Genomic DNA, 2,055 nt, shown 5'->3' with positions numbered 1-2,055 from the left:
GCAAGGCGCGGTTTCGTCCGGATACAACACCGGTATCCGGACGAAACCGCAACGCCGCCGGGCGTCGTCCGGGCCCGCCGCAGGCCGGCCAGTTCTTATGAAACAGGCCTTAGAGGCGCTTGGGCAGGGCCGGCTTCTTCGTTCCGTAGAGCCAGGCGTCGAAGACCGGGCCCAGTTTCTTGCCGGAGACGCGTTCGGCGAGCGCGACAAACTCGGCGGTGGTGGCGGTGCCGTTGCGCTTCTCCGCCGCCCAGGTCTTGACGATCTCGAAGAACGCCTTGTCGCCCACTGCCACCCGCAGGGCGTGCAGGGTCATGCCACCACGCTGGTAGACCGACTCGCTGAACAACTGCTTCACACCCGGCTTGCCCGGCGGGGTCTTCCACACCTGAGCGGGCACCTCGGTGTACCGGATGTCGAACGCCTGCTTGGCCGTGTATTCCTTGGTGTGCTCGGCCCAGAGCCACTCCGCGTACGTCGCGAAGCCCTCGTTGAGCCAGATGTCCTCCCACTTGCCGATCGCGACGCTGTCACCGAACCACTGGTGCGCCAACTCGTGGGCGACCACCTCTGTGTTCTCGCCCTGCCGGAAGAACCCGGCGGAGTAGACCGGCCGGCTCTGCGTCTCCAGGGCGTACGAGATCCGGCTGTCCGAGACCACCACACCGCCGTACGCGTCGAACGGGTACGGCCCGAACACACTCTCCAGGTAGTCGGCCACCTTGACGGTCTGCGCGATCGACGTGTCCGCTGCGCCCTTCGCCACGTTGGTGGCGACCGCGTTGTACACCGGACGGCCCTTGTGCTCGCCGGTGGTGATCCGGAACTTGCCGATCACCAACGTGCTGAGGTAACTCGCCATCGGCGACTTCTCCGACCACTTCCAGGTGGTCCACCCGTCCGCGCTGGTCTTGCCACCGGGAACACCGTTGCTGACGGCGGTCAGGCCGTCCGGGACGGTGACCTCGAAGTCGTACGCCGCCTTGTCCGAAGGGTGGTCGTTGACCGGGAACCAGGTGCTGGCCGACTCGGGCTGGCCCAGCGCGATCGCACCCTCGGCGGTGTGCAGGAAACCGCCCTCACCGAGGATCTCGTTCTTCAGCGGCTTCGGCACACCCTCGTAAGTGACCTCGGCGACGAACCCGTTGCCGTTGATCAGACCGGAGGCCGGTGTGATCACCAGCTCGTTCCGCTTGCGCGTGTGGGTCGCCGCCGCGCCGTCCACGGTGACCGCGGTGACGGTCAGGCCGGCCAGGTCGAGGTTGAACGAGGACAGGTCGGCGGTGGCGGTGCCCTGCACCGTGGTCGTACCGGTCAGCCGGTCCTTCGCCGGGTCGTAGCGCACCTTGACCGTGTACCGCCCGACGTCGTACCCGCCGTTGCCGTAGCTCGGGAAGTAGGCGTCGCCGACCCCCTCCGCGCCGGCAGTGAACGTCCGCGACGGGGTGGGGGACGCGCTCGGCGACGACACCGCCTCCGGCGCCGACGAATCGCATCCGGACAGTGCGAGTGCCCCGGTCACCAGCAGACTGACGCTCATCCGCAGTCTGTGCCGCGTCACCCGCATTCCACCCTCCCCCGTGTGGCGGCGGCGGCCGACGCCGCTCCGCGCGAGACCACGGCTTTCCGCTGCTCGCAGGCGGCGAGCATATCGACCGGTGATCACGGCTCCGTCACGGCAGTGTGGGGGCGGACCCACCCACCAACCAGGCGTCGAAGAGCGGTCGCAACTGCCGGCCCGCCACCCGCTCGGCCAGCGTCACGAGATCCGCTGTGGTCGCGTTGCCCGTCGCCCCCTCGGTGGTCCAGGTCCGCAGGATGCGGAAGAACGTGTCGTCACCGACGGTCCGGCGCAACGCGTGCACGGCGAGCGCCCCGCGTTTGTAGACGGCCGTGCCGAACATCAGCTCCCGGCCCGGCTCGACCGACGGCTGCGACCAGTCGGTCTTCGCGTACTGGAGTTCAAAGTTGCGCTGGGCGGTCCGGCCGCCGTCGTGCTCCTCCCACAGCCACTCGGCGTAGCTGGCGAAGCCCTCGTTGAGCCAGATGTCGCCC

At 68.6% G+C, this 2,055-nt stretch carries 2 protein-coding genes; both read right to left on the bottom strand.

Features of this window, described 5'->3' with window-relative positions; all coding sequences use genetic code 11:
• Positions 1 to 109 precede the first annotated feature (109 nt).
• Positions 110 to 1,567 (bottom strand): M1 family metallopeptidase, encoded by a 1,458-nt coding sequence (locus tag ACWCO3_RS34210; RefSeq protein ID WP_450014122.1) that lies wholly within the window; start codon positions 1,565 to 1,567, stop codon positions 110 to 112.
• A 106-nt stretch (positions 1,568 to 1,673) separates the two neighbouring features.
• Positions 1,674 to 2,055 (bottom strand): M1 family aminopeptidase (locus ACWCO3_RS34205; protein WP_450014120.1); only part of this gene is annotated, 382 nt, incomplete at its 5' end.

Source organism: Micromonospora sp. NPDC002411 (assembly GCF_053592955.1).
The sequence above is the reverse complement of the archived record's forward strand: the minus strand, read 5'-3'. Positions and strand labels throughout refer to the sequence as shown.

Excerpts from the sequence above, each read along its gene's own strand:
- ACWCO3_RS34210 (WP_450014122.1), bottom strand. The coding sequence starts at position 1,567 with ATGCGGGTGACGCGGCACAGACTGCGGATGAGCGTCAGTCTGCTGGTG.